This is a genomic window from Alkalibacillus sp. S2W, from assembly GCF_046764385.1.
In the GTDB taxonomy this organism is placed as follows: Bacteria; Bacillota; Bacilli; order Bacillales; family Alkalibacillaceae; genus Alkalibacillus; species Alkalibacillus almallahensis.
This window is the reverse complement of record NZ_CP177234.1, coordinates 776,668-791,448: the sequence shown is the minus strand read 5'-3', so window position 1 is coordinate 791,448 and position 14,781 is coordinate 776,668. Positions and strand designations below refer to the sequence as shown.

Annotated in this window: 16 protein-coding genes; 2 read left to right on the top strand and 14 right to left on the bottom strand. The window is 38.4% G+C overall.

Annotated elements, in window-relative coordinates:
* Positions 1-70: 70 nt before the first annotated feature.
* Positions 71-1,204 (bottom strand): DUF445 domain-containing protein, encoded by a 1,134-nt coding sequence (locus ACKXGF_RS04260; RefSeq protein WP_411955001.1) that lies wholly within the window; start codon positions 1,202-1,204, stop codon positions 71-73.
* Positions 1,205-1,328: 124 nt separating this feature from the next.
* On the opposite strand from ACKXGF_RS04260, the gene ACKXGF_RS04255 reads away from it, so the two are divergent.
* Positions 1,329-1,517, top strand: a complete 189-nt coding sequence (locus tag ACKXGF_RS04255) for a hypothetical protein (protein WP_411955000.1) — start codon at positions 1,329-1,331, stop codon at positions 1,515-1,517.
* Positions 1,518-1,792: 275 nt separating this feature from the next.
* On the opposite strand, the gene ACKXGF_RS04250 is transcribed toward ACKXGF_RS04255, so the two are convergent.
* The 12 genes from ACKXGF_RS04250 to ACKXGF_RS04195 all read right to left on the bottom strand — a co-directional run bounded on the left by ACKXGF_RS04250 (position 1,793) and on the right by ACKXGF_RS04195 (position 13,835).
* Positions 1,793-1,999 (bottom strand): alpha/beta-type small acid-soluble spore protein, encoded by a 207-nt coding sequence (locus tag ACKXGF_RS04250; RefSeq protein ID WP_167262802.1) that lies wholly within the window; start codon positions 1,997-1,999, stop codon positions 1,793-1,795.
* 65 nt (positions 2,000-2,064) lie between these two features.
* Positions 2,065-3,456, bottom strand: coding sequence for a class II fumarate hydratase (fumC, locus tag ACKXGF_RS04245; RefSeq protein ID WP_411954999.1), 1,392 nt, complete (start codon positions 3,454-3,456; stop codon positions 2,065-2,067).
* A gap of 74 nt (positions 3,457-3,530) precedes the next feature.
* On the bottom strand, positions 3,531-4,355 hold the full coding sequence (locus tag ACKXGF_RS04240) for a D-alanyl-D-alanine carboxypeptidase family protein (RefSeq protein ID WP_411954998.1): 825 nt from the start codon (positions 4,353-4,355) through the stop codon (positions 3,531-3,533).
* 379 nt (positions 4,356-4,734) lie between these two features.
* Positions 4,735-4,974, bottom strand: a complete 240-nt coding sequence (locus tag ACKXGF_RS04235) for an IDEAL domain-containing protein (RefSeq protein ID WP_306976747.1) — start codon at positions 4,972-4,974, stop codon at positions 4,735-4,737.
* 224 nt (positions 4,975-5,198) lie between these two features.
* Positions 5,199-6,269 (bottom strand): hypothetical protein, encoded by a 1,071-nt coding sequence (locus ACKXGF_RS04230; protein ID WP_411954997.1) that lies wholly within the window; start codon positions 6,267-6,269, stop codon positions 5,199-5,201.
* Positions 6,270-6,461: 192 nt separating this feature from the next.
* Entirely contained in the window at positions 6,462-7,823 is a 1,362-nt protein-coding gene (gene ltrA, locus ACKXGF_RS04225; RefSeq protein ID WP_411954141.1) for a group II intron reverse transcriptase/maturase, read from the bottom strand.
* 505 nt (positions 7,824-8,328) lie between these two features.
* Positions 8,329-8,871: an N-acetyltransferase family protein gene (locus ACKXGF_RS04220; RefSeq protein ID WP_411954996.1), complete on the bottom strand. Its 543-nt coding sequence runs from the start codon at positions 8,869-8,871 to the stop codon at positions 8,329-8,331.
* A 19-nt stretch (positions 8,872-8,890) separates the two neighbouring features.
* Positions 8,891-9,184: an AzlD domain-containing protein gene (locus ACKXGF_RS04215; protein ID WP_167262814.1), complete on the bottom strand. Its 294-nt coding sequence runs from the start codon at positions 9,182-9,184 to the stop codon at positions 8,891-8,893.
* Positions 9,181-9,921, bottom strand: a complete 741-nt coding sequence (locus ACKXGF_RS04210; RefSeq protein ID WP_411954995.1) for an AzlC family ABC transporter permease — start codon at positions 9,919-9,921, stop codon at positions 9,181-9,183. The genes ACKXGF_RS04215 and ACKXGF_RS04210 overlap by 4 nt, the downstream gene beginning before the upstream one ends.
* Before the next feature lie 19 nt (positions 9,922-9,940).
* Positions 9,941-10,735 carry a cobalamin-binding protein gene (locus tag ACKXGF_RS04205; RefSeq protein ID WP_411954994.1) on the bottom strand — a complete coding sequence of 265 codons (795 nt, stop codon included), beginning with the start codon at positions 10,733-10,735 and terminating at the stop codon, positions 9,941-9,943.
* Positions 10,736-10,795: 60 nt separating this feature from the next.
* Complete coding sequence (locus ACKXGF_RS04200) at positions 10,796-12,586, bottom strand: methyl-accepting chemotaxis protein (protein WP_411954993.1); 1,791 nt, start codon at positions 12,584-12,586, stop codon at positions 10,796-10,798.
* 208 nt (positions 12,587-12,794) lie between these two features.
* The gene (locus ACKXGF_RS04195; protein WP_411954992.1) at positions 12,795-13,835 is read right to left on the bottom strand and encodes a hypothetical protein; all 1,041 of its coding nucleotides are present in this window, start codon (positions 13,833-13,835) and stop codon (positions 12,795-12,797) included.
* A 79-nt stretch (positions 13,836-13,914) separates the two neighbouring features.
* Here ACKXGF_RS04195 and ACKXGF_RS04190 point away from each other — a divergent pair, with 79 nt between their 5' ends.
* Positions 13,915-14,097 (top strand): hypothetical protein, encoded by a 183-nt coding sequence (locus ACKXGF_RS04190; RefSeq protein ID WP_411955555.1) that lies wholly within the window; start codon positions 13,915-13,917, stop codon positions 14,095-14,097.
* Between the two features lie 18 nt (positions 14,098-14,115).
* Here the strand turns inward: ACKXGF_RS04190 and ACKXGF_RS04185 are convergent, their stop codons facing one another.
* Positions 14,116-14,712 carry a YhcN/YlaJ family sporulation lipoprotein gene (locus ACKXGF_RS04185; RefSeq protein WP_411954991.1) on the bottom strand — a complete coding sequence of 199 codons (597 nt, stop codon included), beginning with the start codon at positions 14,710-14,712 and terminating at the stop codon, positions 14,116-14,118.
* Between the last annotated feature and the right edge of the window lie 69 nt (positions 14,713-14,781).

Genomic DNA, 14,781 nt, shown 5'->3' with positions numbered 1-14,781 from the left:
CCTAGAAACTTTGCACATATTCGAACCCTACTTTAACAGAGATTCATCCTCATGTATAGTCAAAACTCAATTATCCGACAAAAATCACAATCAACCCTTGTACTAAACCGATTGTACCACCCAGTAAAGCTCCTAAATACGTGATCATCTTTAATTCACGTCTTGAAATATCTAAGACCATTTTTTCCAAGCGTTTCACATCAAATTGACTGACTTGCTTTTCTACCATTTGACTTAAATCGATTTGCTTCATAATGGTTTCAAGATGATCAGCTATTTGATTAAGCATGAGCGTGACGAGGTTAGGGATGATATCGTGTTTTGCCTGATATTCGAATGTCTTTAACCAGGTTGAAACAGGTTCATGTAAGTATTTCCTAATGTCTAATTCATTGACGATAAAGCTTGCCATTTTATCTTCAATCTGATCATGCAATAACTTGTGTCGCATACTTGCAAGATCAAGATGTTGCCATTTATGCCATTCGGCTCTAAGCATGGTTTCCACCGTCTCATGTGTATCATCTGAACGGATGAATTGATTAATCGCAGGTGTTATTTTCTCAACAAGACCTTCTTCACCTAAATAATTCGACACCATATTCCCCAGGAAACCTTGACTTTGTAGGAAACTAGAGCCAGCTTCAGACAATTTTCTTTGACCTTCTCGACTATTCACGTATTGGTCGACTTGATCTAATATATATCGTGTTGCTTCAGGCAAAGAATCATCGATTGTTTGCGTAAGTTGATCAGGTAATACTTCATGCAAAGTCTTCGTTTGTTCACGGTCATAAATGTGGCGTATTTGTTCAGCAATCTTCTTCGTTAAATTGGCCTCAATTTGCTCCGCTGACCAGTCTGATTTCACATTATTTAGAAGGTCGATCGTACGTTTTTCAGATTCACACCATTCATCATATTTAAGAGATACAGCTTCCGTCACTTGTTGATTGAACGATGGATTGACTAACTTTTCTTTTAAAGCGTCTTGTGTCACTAAATGTGATGTTACTAAATAGCCCAGTTGTTCAGCTAACTCTTCTTGGCGTTTCGGAATTAATCCTGGCGTAAATGGTAATTGAAAACGGCCAATATATTTCGCCTTATATGGTTTAAATAACATTTTAATCGCTAAATGATTCGTCATCCCACCTATTAATGCGCCTACAACTATCATCATTAGCACTAAAAGTACTGTCATATCATCACCAGCTTTCATAACAAATCTCACTTTACACACTGTAGCATATTTGGTTTAGCATTGCGATTTTACACACATGATTTTTTTGTATCAGGTTAACCTAAACGATAAAGGAGGGTATTAGATGGCATCTAAGAACAACCGAGAAAAAGATCCACGAAGCGAATTCGATTTAGATGTCGAACGTATGTTAAGTGAAGGGTTAGCTGGTGGTCAGGTCAATCCTAAAGATGGCCAAAGTCAAATTGAACAATCTCACGACATTCGTCGAAATAATAAACCATTTGCAAAAGCAGATGATAATGAGAGCTAGGCCGCGGCCTAGCTCAATTTTATGATTTTCACCCGATTTTCGTATTCGCCGTATATACTTTGTAATTCGCTGTATTAACCCAGATTTTCGCTGTATATCATCTTAAAATCGCCGTATAAGGCCAGTTTTCGCCGTATATCAACTAAAATCGCTGTATAAGTATATATTTCCCTCTGATTATCAGGCTTTTAATTGTGCTATTCGTTATCACAATAGAAAAGGAGGGTCTTATTTTAGTAAGACCCTCCTCATCTTATTCAATCCGCTTCTCATGGCTAGGCTTGTGGTCCGCCGCCCATTTGTTGTTCAGCCATTTGAACTAGGCGTTTTGTGATTTCACCGCCAACAGAGCCGTTTGAACGTGACGTTGAATCTGGTCCAAGCTGTACACCAAATTCTTGAGAGATTTCCGTTTTCATTTGATCTAAAGCTTGTGAAACACCAGGTACAACGAGTTGATTTGAATTGTTGTTTTGCGCCATGTTGTTCACCTCCTGTGTAACCTTTATTGTAAACAGGAGGCTCTCAATTATAACGGTAAATCTTGTTATTTTGCGTTAGGTTTTGTCATTTCCTTAGGATTAACAAGGCGATCAAATTCCTCACCCGAGAGCAATCCTGTATCTTCCGCCGCTTCACGCAACGTTTGATCGTGCTCATGAGCATGTTTGGCAATTTTTGCTGCGTTCTCATAACCAATATGAGGATTCAATGCGGTCACTAGCATAAGTGAATCGTTAACATTTTTATTAATTTCTTTTTCATTCGGTTCTAGTCCTACTAAACAGCGCTCGTCAAATGACTTCATGCTGTCACCAAGAAGTTGACAAGATTGCAAGAAGTTATAAGCAATCATAGGTTTGAAAACGTTAAGCTCAAAGTTACCTTGGCTTGCGGCAACACCAATGGCAGCGTCATTACCCATGACATGTGTTGCAACCATTGTAATCGCTTCACTCTGTGTTGGATTAACTTTACCCGGCATAATTGAGCTTCCTGGTTCATTCGCTGGAATCTCAATTTCACCTATACCACAGCGCGGGCCACTAGCAAGCCAGCGCACATCATTAGCAATCTTCATCACATCAGCTGCTAAACCTTTAAGCGCTCCATGTGTATGCACAAGTTCGTCATGACTCGTTAAAGAATGGAATTTATTCGGTGCTGAGATGAATTCGCCATTTGTTTCGTCATTGATTTTACCAGCAACGACTTCTGCAAAATCAGGATGAGCATTAATGCCTGTCCCAACAGCTGTACCACCCAATGCAATTTCACGTACATATTTTAATGAATCATTGATCATAGATTCTGTTTTCTCTAACATACGATGCCAACCACTAATTTCTTGGCCTAAAGTTAGTGGTGTTGCATCTTGTAAATGCGTACGACCAATTTTCACAATGTCATAAAATGCATCAGATTTTTCTTTTAATGTGTTTTTCATCTGTACTAAAGCTGGTAATACATGATCTTCAACCTTTTTAACGGCTGCGATATGTAGTGCAGTCGGATACGTATCATTAGAACTTTGTGATTTATTGACGTCATCATTCGGATGTAGACGTGTATCTTTTCCTTGTTGTTCTAACCACTCATTCCCTACATAAGCTAACACTTCGTTCATATTCATATTCGATTGTGTTCCACTACCTGTTTGCCACACAACAAGTGGGAAATGGTCAAATAATTCCCCTGCTAATACACGATCAGCAGCATGTGCAATAGCATCTGCCTTATCCTGATCTAATAAACCAAGTGATTCATTCGCCCGAGCAGCACTCTTTTTAAGAACAGCAAAACCCTCAATAATTTCCTTTGGCATTGTTTCATTACCAATCGGGAAATTTTGTAAACTACGCTGCGTCTGTGCTCCCCAATACTTATCGGCTGGTACTTTCATTTCACCTAATGTATCGTGTTCAATACGATATTCCATGATTAGATCCTCCTTTAAATTTACGAACATAACCACTATTTATTATAAGCATTTTTACTGTGAATTTAAACGATTTACTCAACTAAACCATAATACTCTTCCACTGTCACACCCGTCTCGTGAATTTCTGTTGCAATTGATTCACCGAAATAACGTAAGTGCCAAGGTTCATAACCATAGCCTGTTATATCACTCTTTCCTTCAGGATAACGAATGACAAAACCATATTTATGCGCATTCTCTGCCACCCACTGTCCAGCTGCTGTGTTACCAAATGATTCTGTAAGAGCGTAATCATTTTGTGCTGTTGAAATATCCATGGTTAATCCTGTCTGATGTTCACTATGACCTGGTTGAGCGGAATATTGCAGGGCATGTTCACGACCATTTCGATCAACATTAGAAGCGAATACTGCAGCTTGTGTTTGTTGAGAACGATAGCCTGAAATGCCAACTAATTGATGACCTTGCTGTTCAGCTGCTTGGAAAAAATCTTCTAGTGCTTTAGCGGCCTCAGCTCGCATATATTTGCGCTCATTATTCACAACATGAAATTCAACATTTGGTGTTGTTAAATCAGGTGGTTGATAACCCTCTGGTAATTTTCGTTGCTTATTAACAATAACATCCATCGCCGTCGGTTCATCAACTACTGTCACACCTCCATCATTTGTATCATTTGATTCTTGTTCGTCAGTAGTTTCATTTGATCCTTCATCATTATTAGCTTCATTTGTTTCATCATCACCCGATAATTCAATATTAGATTTGTTCTCTAAGGCTTCTTCACTTGCTTCTACTTCTTGTCCTGATTTCACTTCGGATTCTGTTTGACATGCACTCATCGCACCAATGATGCATACCATACCAAAGATGCCTATAATACGTTTCACAATCATTCCCCTATCATTTTCTTTTTAAATTCTAAGCTTTGTTAAAGTCCGTTGTTGATATTGTGCTCCGCTTTCGGTGGACGCTTTCCGTGGGCACGGCTCGAGTCTCCTCGGCCGAAAAGCGTGGCCTGCGGGGTCTCGAGACACGTGCTGTTCCCACAGGAGTCGCCACCTTCGCTCCTCACAATTCAACAACTAAGCGCTACATCATTTAAACATCAACACTAAATTAAAGCAGAGCCAAATTCAAATCACTCTTCAATGTTTTTTACATTGTTAAGTTTTGATGATTTACGACACAATTTTAACATACGTCATACAAATTCGTACTCATTTCACAATAAAAAGCTGCCTAAAATCAGGCAGCTTCTGAGTCCATTTCAGCTTATTTTACATATTTACCATACTGTTGGCTAAGTTCAATGAATGACTGAACATCGCCAGTGTCAAGCGCATCATTGATTTGTTCTTCGAGACGTTGTTTGTTAAAGGTATAAGTTATTTCATCTAAGAATAAACGTGATGCCAACTTAACCTCATAAGGAATGTCACGACGCGCTTTGAATGTAGTCTCACTTGGAAACTGATTTTTCACGAGTACATAAGAGGTAACTTGTTTTTTCATGGCCCCTTCCCCCTTACTCCTTTTTTCTATTATCCTAAATTATTAAGATAATTGCAACAATTTTCTGAACCTTTAATGTAATTTATTCAAATTTTCTTTTCGTGTGTTAGGTTTTAACCAAATTTTTTATCTAAAACAAGACCCTGACGTTTAAGAACGTCAGGGCCTAGTTTATTGGGAGAGAGGTGTTATATAGATACTTTGCCTAGCAAAGTGATCCGCAATTATTTGCCGTTCGGTCCGCCTTTACCATTGCCTTTGCCTTTAGCTTTGCCCTTACCTTTTGATTTTTCTTGGGCTTTGTTTTCTGAAGCTTTTTCTTTCTTTTCTTTCACAAATTCTGGCGGTCCTTGTTTACCTTTTTCTTCTTTTTGTTCTTCTTTTTCATCATTTGTTTCCACTAATTGATTTTGTGTGACGTCATCTTTTGTTTCGTCTTGTTCTTCATCTGATTTATTCTTTTCTTCTTGAGCTACTTCTTCATTTTCTTCATCATCTTCAGTTCCATCATCGTTCTGTTTATCTTCTGTTGTGCCTTCATCGTTGTTTTGCTCTTCTTCAGTTGAGCCTTCTTGGTTATTTTCTTCTTCATTATCAGTTGATTCATCTTGTTCACTGTTATCTTCTGCAAATTCATCAGTAATTTCATTTAATGACTCGTATAATGATGCTAAACGATCGTCATCATATTTCGATTCTAAACGCTCTAAAGAACGCTCAATATTACGTTTTAGGGCCGCTTTAGCAACTGGGTTCTTCTTATCTTCCATTGCTGTTGCTAGAGACAATACATTTTGTCCAACTTGTTCTTCATCAGAAGATTCTTCCTCATCACCTTCTTCTTGCTCTTCTTCCTCAGATGATTCGTCGTCTTCTTCCTCTTCTTCTGTGCCTTCTTCATTGTCTGTTTCATCTGATTCTTCAGATTCGTCTGCTTGTCTTGCTTCCTCTAATACAGCTAAAACTTCATCTAGTTTTGTCTGCGCTGTTTCAAGATCGCCTGATTCATAAGCTTCATAAGCAGATTCGAGTTCTTCTACTGACCAAGCTAAAATGTCTTGAGCTAATTCAGTGTCTTCATTCTCGATGGCTTTTGACAATTCCTCAGATAATTGTGTGTAATAAGTAAATAATTGCTCTTCAATTGCCTTTTCTTCCTCTTGCTCATCCTGCTCTTGTTCAGTTGTTTCAGAATCATCTACACCTTCGTTCGCAAATGTGCCGATTGGAGATAGAAAGAGAGCTCCCGTTAGCGTTGCGGCTGATAATGAGTAGACAAAAGATTTCATTTTCATGTAATCATCCTTTCTATGTATTATTACTTATACATTACGAAATTCGACCAATCATTGTTGGGGGTTGTAAGAAAATTTATGCAATTTTTTATATATAATTTTTAATTTCACAATCGAGTAGGAGGAGGTGATTAACCTCCGACCTCTCACACCACCGTACGTACGGTTCCGTATACGGCGGTTCAATTTTATTTAAACACGTACTTTCTTATAATGTTGTGCAGAGGAGACTAGCCCGAATTGGGCTAGTCTCTTGTTGGTTATTGTGGTTGTAAGAATCCAGGAGTAAGCGGTGCGAACCGCACCTTTACTTGTATAGCTGTTTCTGTAAGCATTGTATTTACTCATGCCTAATTTAATTAGATTCTTTCTCCTGTTCTTAGGTGTTTTCCACTTTGTCCATATGCACGCTCTTAGGCGAATCCTCGTATGGGAGTCAACACGGTCCAAAAGGCTTTTCATATAACCTATCCTAAAGTAATTAACCCAACCTCTTATGAGTTGGTTAATCCGTTCCACTTGATACTTCGTATCAACACTCCAATTTCTTTTGGTTAACTGTTTCAGTTTATATTTGAACGTTTCGATGGATGTCTGATGTGGCTTTGCTTTATACTCATGACTTTGGTAATCTATAAAGAAGCCAAAACCAAGAAACTTCAAATCAGGGTTATTGGGTTTGGTTACTTTTGATTTCGTTGTGTTGACGGTCAGGCCAAGCTTCTCTTCGATAAATGTTGATACCGAGCGCATAACGCGATTCGCGGACATCTCGCTTTTGACCATAATGATACAATCATCAGCGTATCTAACGAAGCGAAGGCCTCGATTGTCGAGTTCTTGGTCTAACTCGTTCAACATAATGTTACTTAACAACGGGGATAGATTGCCACCTTGTGGTGTTCCTATGATGGTCTCCTTATACCCTTCATCTAATTGCACCCCACTTACTAGAAATTTTCTAATGAGTGAGATCACATCGCCATCTTTCACCGTTCTCGAAATAAGGTTCATAAGACGGTCATGATTGACCGTATCAAAGAAACGTTCAAGGTCTATATCCACCACCCATTCGTAACCTTCATTCATAAATTCAAGTGACTGACGTATCGCCATTTCAGCGTTTCGTCCTGGTCTAAACCCATAACTATGTTCATGAAATTGTGGGTTAAACTTGGAAGTTAGAACTTGTGTTATTGCTTGTTGAATAACCCGATCAACCACAGTTGGAATGCCTAGTAGGCGAACTCCCCCATTATCTTTAGGAATCTCAACCCTTTTGACTGGTGCTGGTTGATACTCTCTTCGTTTGATTTGGCGGATGATATTCTTTTGATTTTCCACCATATATGATGGCAACTCTTGAATCGTCATGCCATCCACACCAGCAGCACCTTTGTTTTTAATGACGCGTTTTTGTGCCTCGTCAAGATTATCTTTCCTAAGAATCAAGTCCAACAGTTTTTCATCGTACATGCTTGTTACTTCCTTTCTTTCTCGTAAAGATGGTATCCACTTTAACGCGGTATGCCAGTGGTCTTTTTCCTCTTCCAATCGAGATTTCCGTAACCATAAAATTGTTCAGCCCTTCGCTCTTTCTAACTTTCGTTAGATGTCTTCACTACTACGGCTTCAGCTGACTTCTCATCATCCAAACTTATATCACTACAAGTCTTTGATGTAGATAATGAGACCTCCCTGGTTAAGGTGCGAGCTCTTTCTCTCCATCTATCTGCTATATTTACACCGCATGATATGAGTAGTTATAGGACTTCAACTTCTTTAGCAGTCTTATCCTCATACGTTGCCTCTTATATAGTTTCTATTCGTCAGACCAGAGATTTGTCTAGGGCTTCCTTCAGATTCCATGTCACCATGGACACCCTTGCCTTCGACTATGTGCTTACCACTACCAGGTCGCACTCAGGACTTTCACCCGTTAGAGCTCACCCATGCCAGGCAAACTAAAAAAACTTACTAGCTTAGGACTAGTAAGTTTTAGCAATTTTATTAAATTGTTCTCACGGTTTAATATTAAATCTTATTATGAGCATAAAATTCAAGACTTAGAATGTGAAGATGCCAAAAGTTGCTTTAACTTCTGGAGATCATACCACCCATAAGCCGTTTCTTCATAGGTACCCTTTCCAATCGTCACGTTTTCTGCCTCCATAGGCCGCGCACCCAATCGCACATAAAATTCTCCATTCGGGTTATCGGTTAGGATCCACACGAGTAGCGATTGATAGCCGATCGTCTCACATTCCTCTACGAAAGTACGTAGTAGTTCTTTTCCATAGCCACCACCTTGATAATCAGGTAACACGTATATATTATAAATTTCTCCTTCAACTTCTAAGTAATCTGTCCTTACTTTACCTCCTGCAATAAAGCCTACAATCTCTTCATATAACGTTTCTAAAACAAATACGTGATGATTCGTTTGTAATGCGGTCTCCCACATAATCTTACGGTACTCAAATGATGTTATTTGTTGCAAATCATCTTGTTCAATGATCGGTTGATATGTTTCAATCCATGTTTGTTCATGAACCTTTGCTATTTGTTCAGCATCTTCAACACGTGCTCGTCTTATGTTCATGAGTATCCCTCACTCTTTTTTAAAAAGTCAATAAAAATACGGTCGCAATTGCACCTAACACTGCAAAGATAACATTTACATTAAATAATGCAATAACAACAGCTATTAAACCTCCCGCTAAACCAATCCAAGGCTGGTCTGGTATTACCGTTAGAATACTAGGAAAAATCAAAGCCCCTAATGCTGCAAATGGAATCGCATTTAACCAACGATTGAGCCAAGGACGAAGTTGAACCTTCTCCATAATAAAAGCCGGAATAAAACGAGGCACCATCGTCACAATCGCCATACCTATAATTGTTGCTATAATCATGCCTCATCCTCCTTCATAACGACAATTCCAAGTAAACTTGCTAAGATCGTTGAAATGACAATAGCCCAGCCTACTTCAACTGCAAGTATATTCATTAAAACATAATTAACACACATTGCAGCTACTGCAATGATCCCAACACGCCATTCTTTTTTAATCGATGGCACTAACAATCCTATAAACATTGCGTATAAAGCGATCCCCATACTATCACTTAATGTTGCAGGTAAAGCATCACCTAATATAGCTCCTAAAAAGCTTCCAAACACCCATCCTATGTAAGCTGTTAAAATTAAAGCTAAAAAATAAAAAGTACTATGTTCTTTTTTAGCTTCATGACCATTTAAGGATGATACGGCAAATGTTTCATCTGTTAAACCTAGTGTTAATCCAAATTTCCATCGCATCGGAAATTCTCGAATCTTATTAATAAAAGACATGCTCATAATGAAATGACGAAAATTCAAAACGAATGTCGCAACGACAATTTGTACGAGCATAGCCCCTTGAGCAAACATATTTGCTGCCATGAATTGCGCTGCCCCTGCGAAGACTAAAACACTCATCATCGTAGTCTCAAATGTTGTTAAACCAGATTGTTGTGCTAAGACGCCATAAGCAATCGCAATGGGTAAATAACCTAAAAAGATAGGAAAACCAGCAAAAGAACCTCGCTTAATCGCTAGTAGTTTTGATTGTTCAACTCCCTCATCTGTCATCATTGATGTTTCCCCCATGTTGACACCTGCTCTCATCTTAATCTGTAGTTGGTTTGGGATAATGGGTCGGATGTAATAAGTAGGCAATTTTCTCTAAACCTTCTATTAATCGTGGTGATGGCCTGCAATATAAATATTCCTCCAACACATGAATATTCTCGTTTTGAATCGCTGATAAGGTATTAGCTTGTTCCCGTTTTTTTATAATCGCTGGGTTCATCTTAGCTTCTTGAACACCAACCCATACCATACAAATGACATCAGGATCTCGCTCTAATACCTCTTCCCATTCTACTTGTACACTCGCCTGATCATAATCTTTGAAAACGTTATAACCACCCGCTAATTCACTTATGTAAGATAGCCAGTTTAGTTTGCCTGGTGTGAATAATGGTTTCGGCCACCATTCCCAATATAACGCTTTCGGATATTTTATTTCCCGGGAAATGGCTCGATATTTGTCTAAGTGGGACTTAAATTGGTCGTAAACTGCTTGTGCTTTAGCCTCTTTTCCTATTTCCTTCCCTACTGTCAGTAAATCCTGTGCAATTTCGTCTAATGAATTAGGATCGAGAATAATATAAGGAATTTGAGCCTCATCTAGTTTCTGGATATTGCGTTCCATACCAGGTACACTTAATGAAGCCAATACTAAATCAGGCTCCAATGCACGGACCGCTTCTATATCAATGTTTAAATCTCTACCTACTCTAGGTAATTCATTGACAACTTCAGGCCAATCACTATCATCATCAACACCCACTAATTGATCAGTTGCTTCTAAATACGCTAAGATCTCCGTATTGCTGGGACAGATCGATACGAGTCGCACACCATCACCTCGCTTTAAAATGTTAGAAAGGAGAGACTGAATTTTCAGTCTCTCCTCCTATTATAGCTTGAATTGTTGGACTTGGCTATTTAAGTCTTCTGCTAATTTCGTTAAATCATCTGCGGCCCGAGATATTTCTTCCATTGAACTATTCGTTTCTTCAACTGATGATGCTGTCTGTTCCACACCAGCAGCTGATTCTTCTGAGATCGATGCAATCTCTTCGACTGACTTATTCATCTCTTGGCTATCATTTAATACATCTTTTAAGTTAGACGTAATCTCTTGAATTTGACTCACGACATTATTAATAGCGTCGTTGATTTGAATAAAGGTCTGCTCTGTGTGTTTGATTTGCTCTGAGCCTTGTTCGACTTCTTGATAACCCGATTCTAATGACTGAGTGACTTGTTTCGATTCTGTTTGTATAGAGCCAACAATACCTGTGATATCACCGACAGAATGGCTGACTTGCTCAGCTAATTTACGGACTTCATCAGCAACAACTGCAAAACCTTTCCCATGTTCACCTGCACGTGCCGCTTCAATCGCTGCATTCAATGCAAGAAGATTAGTTTGATCAGCAATATCCTCAATCACTTGGACTAATTTAGAAATTTCGTTTGATTGTCGATCCAAACCTTTGACTTTCTCGACAGCATCTTCAACAATATGATGGATTTGACTCATTTGAGTAACCGACTCACTCATCATCGTTCGACCCTCTTGTGTCATCTCTAACACTTCTTCTGAAGCGTGTGAAACATGTTCACCACCGTCATATGAAGTCTGTACTTTCCGTACTAATTGTTCCATCATTTCCGATAATGCAGAAGCACTTTGGGCTTGGGTTTCAGTCCCAGACGAAAGTTCCTGCATAGTTGAAGCGATTTGTTCACTACCCTCGCTAACTTCTCGAGCAGATGCTGTCATAGCTTCCCCTTTATTTGTCACGGATTCAGAAGCAGTGGAAACACTTGAAATGATTTTACGTAAATTCGATTTCATCGTATTAATCGACGATGCTAGTCTTCCTAGTTCATCATTTCCTTGATATTGCACATCTTCAACCGATAAATCACCTTCTGAAATTTGATCAGCGACTTCAACAACAGAGTGTATATTTTTATTAACATTTCGACTAATTAAGACTAGTGCTATTATAGCAATAATTGTAGCAACAATAATCCCCGTTACTAAAACTGTTTGAATCTCAAGCATAGCTGAGCGCGTATCATCAGCTGAAGCGCTAAAATCATTAATCACCATTTGACGAAGTTCGTCAATCATCCCAGTCGTTTCAGTACGAATAGATTCAACTTTTGAACGACCACCTAATGCTGCTTGTTCGTCACGTTCACCAATAGCATAAACAATTTCTTCTTCAACAATTTTCGTAATTTCTTCATTGTTCGTTAAGATTTGATCTAGAAGGCTTTGCTGTTCAGAACCTAGACGATTTCCAACATCTTCAGCTATAGTCACAAATTCTTCGTTCATACTACGATATTCATTAATATGGTCATTGGTTTTCAACATCACATAATCACTAATTCTAATATCTTTCCCTCGAAATAGGGATTCCATTTCACCTACTTCAATAGCTGCTTCACTTAATCCTACCTGTTCATTAATAGTCTGATCGGAATTGTAAGCTTGCATAAAAACAATCCCTGAAGCAATAGTAAACAGTAATAAAGTAAAAATAAGGACTAAACCATACTTCTTACCAATTGATAAATTAGAAAAAACTTTTCTTTTATGTATATCCCTTTCCGTTTCACGTTCTGCTTTTGGTCGTCGCCTTCCTATCTTAGGTAATTTTTCTCGCCAATTTTGTAACTTCCCCATTGTAACGCCCCCTTTTTTAGTTTCCTACCCATCAATCATTTAGCCGATAATCTTTAATAATCCAAAAGTTCATTGAATGATGAATTTTCTAAATTCGACAATTCTTTCTTAAGATTAGCATAGGGGGGTCTAATTGACAATGTTTTATGAGCATTTTTTCTTAAAATCCAATCATTAACCACAGGCTATTAGTCTTAGTGAATGACCATTAAATTGGTTTAATATAAACACGGTGTTTTAATAACGCTTCTAACGACTGAATGACTGTTCGAACTTTAATGTCATGATACTGTTCTTTTGGGTAGCGAAAAGTGACTTCATTAGTATTTAATGTAGATTCACGATCTAACTCAACTCGCAATTTTCCTTGATAACGAGTTGTTGCTAGAAGTTGTTGTTTAACAAACGGATAGTTATTTCTTACTTCTTTTAGACTGGGATGAAGGATTGATATAAGATCATTATAGTGAATGTTTGGTGAGTAAAATCGCTCTAAAAAAGATGAGTCAGTCGCTATTGAGCGTATTCTAAACCGCAGACCTTCATCAACTTCCTCCCATAATTGCTCACCTAAACGATATAAATTAATACCAGTAGGATACGGGCGATTCTTTTCATTGACTACCTTTTCTACGGCAGGGGTGTATGAATGATTATGTCTTAATAAAAGACGCTCATACAAGGTAGCCCAACCTTCATTCATGAGACTTGTTTGGCCTATCGTTCTAAATAAGCTATTCTCAAAATTAAATACACGCCATAACTTCACAAGTGGCTCATTCAAATGCATGTTAGTTAGAATCCATTCGACGTCTTCATCACGAATATGTAGGAATTGATATAAATCGTATAAAGAACAATTTAACGATAAGAAATCATAATCACTTAGTTTTTCTCTTGCTTGTTCAAATTGTCGTCGCATGACAGGATATTGTTCTTTAAATGCTTGTATCATGGTGACTATATAATGGTTTTGATTTATAAAATCTGCATGCGCTAAGCAATGTGCGGTAATCAGTATTTTGATGTGTTCTGGTTGGTTATCACGTATATAAACCGTTTGATCGACAATATCAAACAATTCGGTCACTTCAGTTGATGCATGAGAAGGTTTATGTAATGTCAGTCTTTTGGCGTAACCTTTTTGTTGCAATTCATCTAATGAAGCCGAAGATACCGTTTCAATATGAAATGGTTGAGGTGACAGACCAAGATCGACTGCTGCTTCCAACCATTCATGATCCACCATTTGCAAATAATCCCTTCTTTCCCATAGGCCTGTTAAAGTTTAGTGTTGTTGATTATATGACTTAGCTCTTAGTTGTTGAATTGTGAGGAGCGAAGGTGGCGACTCCTGCGGGAATAGCACGTGTCTCGAGACCCCGCAGGAAGTGCTTTCCTTCCGAGGAGGCTCGAGCCGTGCCCGCGGAAAGCGTCCACCGACAGCGGATCACAATAGCAACAACGGACTTAAACAAAAATTTCCAAATAAAAAGATGGAGCAAGACTGAGCTCCATCTTTTGCGTCATTATCGTTCTAAATTCGGAAAAACGCGATCTAACATAGAGTTAAATTCTTCAAAGAATCCTTCAACTGGATCGCCTTCATCAGCACGTTCAACATAATCATTAACCGTGTCAAAGAAATCAGCATTAGCAGATACATAAACATTATCTAAATCTGATTTCTCCGATTGAACAACGTCAGAAACCTTTTTCTTAACTTCATCACTGACCTCTTCACGATTATTATTATTCATGACAACTGCTACATATGCATTAGTATCGCCAGTCATAACATAAGCACGATCTACTTCTTCAACCTGACTAGCTACTTCTTCTGCCGCATCCTCTGCTACATCGAAACGGTTTTGATTATTATTTTGATTCATTCCATTTCGATTGTTTTGTTCTGTTCGATTGATTTGATTTTGACGATTGTAGTCATTTTCTGTATCGTTTACATCCATTGGTTCTTCTCTCTGATTACGATCTAAAGCTTCATTCTCTCTTGTTTGTTGATAATCTGTTTGCCCGTCATTATCCATCATACCCGTGTCATCACCCTGACATGCTGCTAAAAGCGTAAACAACAGAACAAACGAAAGTACAAACATCCGTCGCATAAAATCAGCCTCCTTTCCAACTTATTCAATCGTTAGTATGGAAATAAGAAGCTAACATTATGCTGATGA

Excerpts from the sequence above, each read along its gene's own strand:
- ACKXGF_RS04260 (WP_411955001.1), bottom strand. The coding sequence starts at position 1,204 with ATGACAGTACTTTTAGTGCTAATGATGATAGTTGTAGGCGCATTAATA.
- ACKXGF_RS04255 (WP_411955000.1), top strand. The coding sequence starts at position 1,329 with ATGGCATCTAAGAACAACCGAGAAAAAGATCCACGAAGCGAATTCGAT.
- ACKXGF_RS04250 (WP_167262802.1), bottom strand. The coding sequence starts at position 1,999 with ATGGCGCAAAACAACAATTCAAATCAACTCGTTGTACCTGGTGTTTCA.
- fumC (WP_411954999.1), bottom strand. The coding sequence starts at position 3,456 with ATGGAATATCGTATTGAACACGATACATTAGGTGAAATGAAAGTACCA.
- ACKXGF_RS04240 (WP_411954998.1), bottom strand. The coding sequence starts at position 4,355 with ATGATTGTGAAACGTATTATAGGCATCTTTGGTATGGTATGCATCATT.
- ACKXGF_RS04235 (WP_306976747.1), bottom strand. The coding sequence starts at position 4,974 with ATGAAAAAACAAGTTACCTCTTATGTACTCGTGAAAAATCAGTTTCCA.
- ACKXGF_RS04230 (WP_411954997.1), bottom strand. The coding sequence starts at position 6,269 with ATGAAAATGAAATCTTTTGTCTACTCATTATCAGCCGCAACGCTAACG.
- ACKXGF_RS04220 (WP_411954996.1), bottom strand. The coding sequence starts at position 8,871 with ATGAACATAAGACGAGCACGTGTTGAAGATGCTGAACAAATAGCAAAG.
- ACKXGF_RS04215 (WP_167262814.1), bottom strand. The coding sequence starts at position 9,184 with ATGATTATAGCAACAATTATAGGTATGGCGATTGTGACGATGGTGCCT.
- ACKXGF_RS04210 (WP_411954995.1), bottom strand. The coding sequence starts at position 9,921 with ATGGGGGAAACATCAATGATGACAGATGAGGGAGTTGAACAATCAAAA.
- ACKXGF_RS04200 (WP_411954993.1), bottom strand. The coding sequence starts at position 12,586 with ATGGGGAAGTTACAAAATTGGCGAGAAAAATTACCTAAGATAGGAAGG.
- ACKXGF_RS04195 (WP_411954992.1), bottom strand. The coding sequence starts at position 13,835 with ATGGTGGATCATGAATGGTTGGAAGCAGCAGTCGATCTTGGTCTGTCA.
- ACKXGF_RS04185 (WP_411954991.1), bottom strand. The coding sequence starts at position 14,712 with ATGCGACGGATGTTTGTACTTTCGTTTGTTCTGTTGTTTACGCTTTTA.